The sequence below is a fragment of the Thermohalobaculum sp. genome (assembly GCF_058622915.1).
Window position 1 is genome coordinate 1 of sequence record NZ_JBZSYN010000186.1, and the last position, 7636, is coordinate 7636.

The 7636-nt window shown below is 76.9% G+C and carries 6 protein-coding genes; all 6 read right to left on the reverse strand.

Annotation, left to right across the window (positions count from 1 at the left end):
- Positions 1–592 (reverse strand): UvrD-helicase domain-containing protein (locus AC32QD_RS14365; RefSeq protein ID WP_492011194.1); only part of this gene is annotated, 592 nt, incomplete at its 3' end.
- Positions 579–3563, reverse strand: coding sequence for a double-strand break repair protein AddB (addB, locus tag AC32QD_RS14370; RefSeq protein ID WP_492011195.1), 2985 nt, complete (start codon positions 3561–3563; stop codon positions 579–581). The genes addB and AC32QD_RS14365, both read right to left, overlap by 14 nt.
- On the reverse strand, positions 3560–4276 hold the full coding sequence (locus AC32QD_RS14375; protein ID WP_492011196.1) for a nucleotidyltransferase family protein: 717 nt from the start codon (positions 4274–4276) through the stop codon (positions 3560–3562). The genes addB and AC32QD_RS14375 overlap by 4 nt, the downstream gene beginning before the upstream one ends.
- Positions 4273–5439, reverse strand: coding sequence for an aminoglycoside phosphotransferase family protein (locus tag AC32QD_RS14380; RefSeq protein ID WP_492011197.1), 1167 nt, complete (start codon positions 5437–5439; stop codon positions 4273–4275). The genes AC32QD_RS14375 and AC32QD_RS14380 overlap by 4 nt, the downstream gene beginning before the upstream one ends.
- Positions 5436–6086 (reverse strand): tRNA (adenosine(37)-N6)-threonylcarbamoyltransferase complex ATPase subunit type 1 TsaE, encoded by a 651-nt coding sequence (tsaE, locus tag AC32QD_RS14385; RefSeq protein WP_492011198.1) that lies wholly within the window; start codon positions 6084–6086, stop codon positions 5436–5438. Before tsaE ends, AC32QD_RS14380 begins: the two co-directional genes overlap by 4 nt.
- A 105-nt stretch (positions 6087–6191) precedes the next feature.
- The coding region (locus AC32QD_RS14390) for a PAS-domain containing protein (protein WP_492011199.1) at positions 6192–7636 on the reverse strand (1445 nt) is incomplete at its 5' end.

The following is a 7636-nucleotide window of genomic DNA, read 5'->3' on the forward strand; positions in this document are numbered from 1 at the left end:
CCTCGTTGAGCCGCGCCGCCACGCGGCCGAAGGCATCCGCCCCATCCCCGCCCGTTTCACCTCCGCCCCGCTCGGCCTCCGCGGCCATCTCGGCGCGGATCGCGTCCAGCATCAGCGCCTTCTGCCGCTCGTCGAGCACCTGAAACCGCGGCGAGACCCCGGCCTCGAGCGGGAAGCGGCGCAACAGCGAGTCGCAAAAGGCGTGGATGGTCTGGATCTTCAGCCCGCCCGGCGTCTCCAGCGCCCGGGCGAACAACCGCCGCGCGCGGGCCAGCGCGTCGGCGTCCGCGACCGCCACCGCCGCGCCGGTCAGCGCCGCCAGCTCGGCGCCCAGCCGCGCGTCGTCGGCCATGGCCCAGCCGCCCAGCATGGCGAACAGCCGGGTCTGCATCTCGGCCGCGGCCGCCTTGGTGTAGGTGAGGCACAGGATGCGCTCGGGTGCCGCGCCGCCCAGCAGCAGCCGCGCCACCCGCTGCGCCAGCACCCGCGTCTTGCCCGAGCCGGCATTCGCCGCCACCCAGGCCGAGGCGCCGGGGTCGGCGGCCGCGATCTGGGCCCCGGTCGGCCGCATCGGGCGCTCAGGCGTCGCCATCTTCGCTCCCCTGCCACTCGCCGCGCCGCGCCAGATGGTCGTAGTCGCCGCTGTCGGCCTCCTTTTGCGGCCGCGCCCAGGAGAGGTAAGGGGTTTCGGCGCGGTCGAACGCGGCGAGCAGCGCCGCGACGTGCTCGAGATGCGCGCGCGCGTCCTCGGGCGTGATCGCCATCTCGACCAGCTTGCCGCCCTCGCGGCTGCCCGTCAGGCCGACATAGGCGCCCTCGCGCGGCGAGAGTGGGCCCACCTGCGCAAAGCCGCCCGCCATCAGCATCGCCGCCTGCAGGTGCAACTGCTGGCTGAAGCCCTTCTCCACCTGCTTTTCGCTGGGCGGGCTGCCGGTCTTGTAGTCGATCACCGCGCCGGCGCCGTCGGCATAGCGGTCGATCCGGTCGGCCCGGGCCGAGATGGTGAAGGGGCCGCCGGGCAGCTCGATCGCCAGCGTGCCCTTGATCTCCAGCCCCGCCGGCCGGGCAGCGGCGCGGCGGCGGCGCTCGAAGGCGACGAACCACGGCGCCACCCGGGCCAGCCGGCCGCGCCAGATGCGCCGCATGTCGGGCCAGGGCACCTCGCGGGCCAGCACCTCGCCCGCGACCTCGAGAAACAGCGCCTGCGCCGCCGCGCCCTCGGGCAGGCCCGCCTCGGTGCGCTTGACGAAGGCATGCACGATCTCGTGCACGACCGAGCCGCGCAGCAGGTAATCGGGCGGCCGGCCCAGCGGGTCGAGCGGCGCCAAGCCCAGCACGTGGCGGGCATAGACCGCGTAAGGGTCGCGCACCAGCGTCTCGATCTGCGTCACCGACAGCCGGCGCGGCCGCGCCGCGACGGGGGGCCGCGGCGCGGGGCGCGGGGCGCGCGCCACCGTGGCCTGAGGCCGGTGCACCGCGTCGGCCAGCGCCACCAGCTCGGCGCCGCGCGCGCGCATGGCGGCCAGCGCCGCGCCGCCGCCCACCCCGCCCATCAAGTTCTCCAGCCTGACCAGCCAGCGCGAGGCCACCGTTGGCGCGCCCTCGGCCTTGCGCGCCCGCGTCACGATCACCTCGGCCCGCGCCGCGCCCTGCACGAAGTCGTGCGCCGAGAGCCCGATGCCCAGGTCCGGGCTGGGCAGCCCCAGCGCCGCGCGCATCGGCCGGCTGAGCCAGGGGTCGGGCGCCGGCCCCGCCGGCCAGACCCCCTCGTTGAGCCCGCCCAGGATGGCGAGGTCCACGCTTTGGATGCGCGCCTCCTGCGTGCCCCAGATGGCCACGCGCGGGTGCGGCTCGATGGCCGGGGGGGCCAGGTTCTCGCGGCCCATGAGGCTCGCCAGCAGCGCCAGGTAGTCCCCCGCCGGGCCGTCGCCATGCGCGTCGGCGTTGCGCGCAAGCCGCGCCATCAGGCGCATCAGCGCCTCGCCCGCCTCCGCTTGCCAGACCTCCGGCTCGGCCTCGGCGCCCTCGCGGCTCAGCGTCTCGGCGGCGGCGACATGGGCGGCGACGGCGGCGGCCAGCGTGCCCCCTCCGAGCGCTGCGGCCAAGGGCGCCAACGCCGCCTCGACGCCCGCGCGCCAGGCCTCGCCGCCCGCGGGCGGCGGGTGCTTGGGCTCGGCGGGCCAGCCGGGCAGGCGGCCCGGCGCTCCGCCCGGCTCGGGCTTGGCGCGCAGCACCGCCAGCTCGTAGCGCCGCGCCAGCGCCAGATGCGCGCCCCGCGCCATGCCCGGCCGCATCAGCGGGTTGGCCATCAGCGCCGCCAGCCGCACCGGCTCGGCGCCGCCCGCCGCCACCTCGGCCACCAGCCTGAGGAACACGCCGGGCGGGGTCCCGGCCAGCGGCCGGCCCAGCGAGTCGTCGGGCCGCACGCCCAAGCGGCCCAGCTCGGCGGTGACCCGCCGCGCCAGCGCCGCGTCCGGCGTGATCAGCGCGATGCGCTTGTCCGGCGTCTCCAAGGCGCGGCGGATCGCCAGCGCGATGGCGCCGGCCTCGTGGCGCGGCGTCGGCGCCTCGATCAGCGTAAGCCCACGGGTTGCGGCCTCGGCCTCCGTCTCCAGTGCCGGGGCGGCGCGCTGCCAGGCATCGGTCACCGGGGCGGGGCGCAGCGCCTCGGCCAGCAGCCGCCGGCGCGGGGTCTCGTCCGTCTCGGCCCACCAGCCCACCTCGGCGGGCTCGATCTGCAACAGCCCCAGCAGCCGGCGGAACGGCGCCAGCGGGTGGTCCGGCCCCATCGCCTGCCAGGTCTCGGGCGCCACGCCGGGCTCGAAGCCCGGCAGCACCACCGCGCCCTGCGGCAGGCGCGCGATGGCCGCCAGAAGCTCGGCGGTCGAGGCCACAGAGCCGGTCGAGCCCGCGGCGATCACGGGGGCCTGCGGCGGCGCCTCGCGCCAGCCCGCCACCAGCCGCTCGATCACCAGCCGCTGGCGCGCCTTGGGGTCGAGCGCGCCGCCCTCCGCCTCGGCGCGGATCTCCGGCCAAGCCCGGCGCACGATGTCGATGAAGCGCAGCGTCGCCTGCCAGTGCGCCGCCGCCTCCGCGGGCAGCTCGCCCGCGACCAGCCCGTCGAGCGCCGCCGCCGCCACCCCTTCCTCCTGCAGCGCGTCGATCAGCCCGCCCAGCGCCTCGGCCAGCGCGGGCGCGGCGCTCGGCGGCGCCCCCTCGCCGCGGGCCAGATAGGCCTCGACCAGCCGCGCGAGGCGCAGCTGGCGGCGCATCGGGTCGATCGCCGGGGCAAGGTCGGGCGCGGCCAGCGGGTCCTCGCCCAGCTCGGACAACAGCGACAGCCGGGGCAACAGCGCCGTGCCCCCCGCCGCCAGCGCGTCCTCGATGGCGCGCAGCCCGCGCCGGGTGTTGACCATCACCTCGACCCGCGCCATGGCCTCGGGCGGCGCGCCGGCGGCCCGGAGCCTGAGCCCCTCGGCGAAGGCGGCGGCGAAGTCGGCGCCGGGGGGCAGGGCGAAGACCCGGGGCCGGCCCTCGCCGGCGGGCGCCTCGAACAGCCTCATGCCGGCGCCTCGCGCAGCGCCGCCTCGGCCTCGACCAGCCCCGCGGGCGTGCCCACATCGACCCAGCCGCCCGCATAGGTCACCGCCGCCAGCCGCCCCGCCGCGATCAGCCGGTCCCACACCAGGTTGACCGAGAACGCCCCTGCGGGCGCCCCGGCGAAGGCGCCGGGCGCGATGATCTGGGCGCCGGAATAGACCAGCGGCGCGGCCTCGCGCGCGGCCCGCCGGCGCGGCGCCGCCCCCTCGGCCGCGAGGTGGAAGTCGCCCGGGCGCACATGGGCGCGCGCGCGTGCGCGCTCCACCAGCAGCAACAGCGCATCCATGCGCGCGGGCTGCCAGGCGCGTGCCAGCGCCTCGAGCGGGTTCGGTCCCAGCCAGACCGCGTCGCTGTTGGCGACATAGAAGGGCGCCGGGCCCAACAGCGGCAGCGCCTGCACGATGCCGCCGCCGGTGTCGAGGATCTGGGGCGCCTCCTCGGAGAACGCCACTTGCGGCGCTGCGCGCCCGGCCAGATGCGCCCGGATCATGTCGCCCAGATAGTGCAGGTTGACCACCGCGCGGGCCACGCCGGCGGCCGCCGCGTGGTCGAGCACGAGGTCGATCATCGGCCGCCCGCCCAGCGGCAACAGCGGCTTGGGGCAACCCAGCGTCAGCGGCCGCATGCGCGTGCCCAGCCCCGCGGCCAGCACCATCGCCGCCTCGGGCCGGGTCACGGCGCGGCCCCGGATGCGGCCCCGGATGCGGCCCCGGATGCGGCCCCGGGTCCGGTCCCGGGTCCGGCCCCTTCGGCGGTGGCCGCCGCCTGCGCGCGGGCCGCGGCGGCCACGCGCGCCAGCGCGGCGGGCTCGGGCGCGGGCACGTGGCGCGCCACCCAGGCCGCCAGCGGCGCCAGCGCCGGGTGCGCCAGATCGCGCCCCAGATGCCCCCACACGCGCGGGATCAGCGCCAGATAGCGCGGCTTGCCGTCGCGCAGCGCCAGCCGCGCGAAGATGCCGACGATCTTGAGGTTGCGCTGCGCGCCCAGCGCCGCATAGGCGGCGCGGAAGGCGTCTGCGTCCAGGCCCGGCCGCTGCTCCAGATAGCGCGCCAGCATGCTCGCGCGCAGCGCCTCGCCGGTGTCGCGCCGCGCGTCCTCCAGAAGCGAGACCAGGTCATAGGCCGGGTGCCCGGCCAGCGCGTCCTGATAGTCGAGCAGCCCCACCCGCGCCGCGCCGGCGCGCCCGGGCAGCCAGACCAGGTTGTCGGCGTGATAGTCGCGCAGCACCACCGCCTCGCGCGCGCCCGCGACCGCGGCGGTGGCCGCGGCCAGCAGCGCGTCGAACTCGGCCGCCATGTCGGGCGAGACCGGCGCGCCGGCCGCCGGCATCCACCATTCGCGCACGAGCGCCGCCTCGCGCGCCAGCACCGCGGCGTCGTAGGGCGCGAGCGCCAGCCGTGCTGCGGGCGGGCCGATCTCGGCGGGCGCGGGGATGGCGGCCAGCCCGGCCAGCAGGTCCACCGCCGCGCCGTAAAGCGCGGCCTCGCGGCCGGGCGCGCGCGCCAGCAGCGGCGTGAACAGCGCGTCGCCCAGGTCCTCGAGCAGCACAAATCCGCGCTCTGCGTCCGCCGCCAGGACCGCCGGCGCCGAGAGGCCCTGCGCGCGCAGCCAGTGGGTCATGGCGAGGAACGGGCGCACGTCCTCGCCGCGCTCGGGCGGTGCGTCCATGACCACCGCCCCCGGCTGCCCGGCGGCGGCGTCGAGCCTGAGATAGCGGCGGTTCGAGGCGTCGCCGGCCAGCGGCCGCGCCGCCTGAGCCGCCCGGCCGGCGGCGGCCAGGAAGGCCGCCAGCTGCGCCGCCCGCGCCCCCGTGGTTGCCCCCGTGGTTGCCCCCGTCATCGTCCCCGCTCCAGCATCGCCGCCAGCCGCTCGCGCTCCGGCCCGTGCAGCGTGACGGCGGCGTCGCGCCCGCCAGCCGCAGGCATCGAAAGCGCGACCTCGATGCGCCGCCCGGGCAGGGCGGTGCCCAGCCGCTCGGGCCACTCCACCAGCACCAGCGCCGCGCCCGAGGCCATCGCCTCGAGAAGGCCCAGCTCCTCGATCTCCTCGGCGGCGCCGCCAAGGCGGTAGAGGTCGGCGTGCCAGACCGGCCCGCGCGGCGTCTCGTAGACGTTGACCAGCGTATAGCTGGGCGAGGGGATCTCGGCCTCCGGCGCGCCCATCAGCGCCTGGATCACGGCACGCGCCAGCGCCGACTTGCCCGCACCCAGCGGCCCTGACAGCAGCACCGTGTCGCCCGGCGCCAGCCACGCCGCCAGCGCCGCGCCCAGCCGCGCCGTCGCCGCCTCGTCGGGCAGGTGGAGCACCTGCGCCAGTTGCTCCGCCAGTTGCTCCGCCAGTTGCTCGGCCAGTTGCTCCGCCCGGTGCTCCGCCCGGTGCTCCGCCCGGTGCCGCGCCTGCGCCGACGCGGGGCCGGCCGGCGCCGCACGGTCGCGGCCCGGGGTTTTTGTCGGGGGCTCCATCGGGTGCTTCGGTGGCGCGCTCATCCGCCCCCTTGTTAGCGCGAAAATCGCTGGCGCCATACCCCCGGACATACCCCCGGCCACTCCCTCGGCGCCCGATCTCCCGGGCGATGCCGCGCGATCCGCGCCTCAGCCGGCGGTTTGCACCGGTTCGCGGCTCCGGGCTTCGTCGGCCGGGGGGAATCTGCACGACACGACCAGACGGCTCGTGCCCGGCGCGGCCGAGATCTGCATCTCGCCGCCCGCCTGGTCGATCAGGCGGCGGATGAAGGGCAGGCTGGGGCACTGCCGCGGCGCGCCGGCCGTGGCCTGTGGCAGGCGCGGCGCCAGCGACACAAGTATCTCGATCTGAGAGCCGGCGCGGCGGGCGCCGATCTCGACCCGGCTCTCCTCGCGGCAGCTGCCGATTGCCGCGGTGGCCAGGCCGAACACGATCTGGCGCAGCCGGCCCGGCTCGCAGGCCGGGCGCAGCGCAGTGTCGGGCGGCGCCAGCTCGAGCGACACGCCCTGCTCGATGGCGCGCTTTTGCAGCAGCCGCACGGTCAGCGCCAGCGTCTCGCCCAGCGTCAGGTCGCTGTCGTCGTCGCCCATCGGGTCGACCTCGAGCGCCGCCAGCTCGGCCACGTCGTCGACCGCCGCCAGAAGCTGGCGCGCCGATTCGAGGATCTGCTTGGCATAGCCCTGCTGCGTCTCGCTCAGGCTGGCGAAGCGCGTGTCGGCGATCAGCTGGCCGAAGCCGAAGATCGCGTGCAGCGGCGTCCTGAGCCGGTGCGAGATCTGGTCCAGCACGGCGGTGCGCATCTCCTCGGCTGCCTCCAGCGCCTCGTTGCGCTCGCGCAGCGCGCGGGCGAAGCGCTCGGAGTCGGTGACGTCGAAGAACAGCGCCATGGTCGAGCCGTCGGGCAGCCCGGCGAAGCGGGCGCCGAGGATGCGCCCGGTGCCCAGCGTCATGCGCGTGCCCCAGGGCTGGCGCGCCCCCGAGCCGGTGATGAACCCCAGCATCCGGGTCCAGGCCGCGGTTTCCACGGTCATGCCGCCGATCAGCGGCACCAGCTCGCGCACATGCAGCATCGGGCGCACGGTCTCGTCGTCGGTGCCCCAGATGTCGTGGAAGGCGGCATTGACGAATTGCAGCCGCCCGTCGGGGCCGAACACCGCCAGCCCCTCCTCCAGCCGGTTCAGCGTGGCGCGCCTGAGTTCGATCGAGTGCCGGTACCTCTGCTCCAGCTTCAGCCGCTCGCTCACGTCCTCGAACACGAAGGCGAGCGAGCCGTGCGGGTGCGGGCGTGCCAGCACGCGGATGTCGACGCCGTCGGCGAGGTGCCACAGCTCCTCGTAGTCCACGGCCTCGGTGTCGTCGAACAGCCCGGTCAGCCGGGCCCGCCAGGCGTGGAAGTCGGCGGGCTCGGGAATGCGGCGGTTGGCCCGCAGCCGGTCGACGATCTCGCGCAGGCCGGGGCGCTGCGCCAGCCAGGCCGGGTCCGCCTGCCACATCTCGACCAGGGCGGGGTTGAACAGCGCCAGCCGCTGGCTGCTGTCGAAGATCGCCAGGCCGACATTGAGATGCGCGAAGG

Coding starts and splice junctions, on each gene's coding strand:
- AC32QD_RS14380 (WP_492011197.1), bottom strand. CDS start 5,439: ATGACGGGGGCAACCACGGGGGCAACCACGGGGGCGCGGGCGGCGCAG.
- tsaE (WP_492011198.1), bottom strand. CDS start 6,086: ATGAGCGCGCCACCGAAGCACCCGATGGAGCCCCCGACAAAAACCCCG.
- addB (WP_492011195.1), bottom strand. CDS start 3,563: ATGAGGCTGTTCGAGGCGCCCGCCGGCGAGGGCCGGCCCCGGGTCTTC.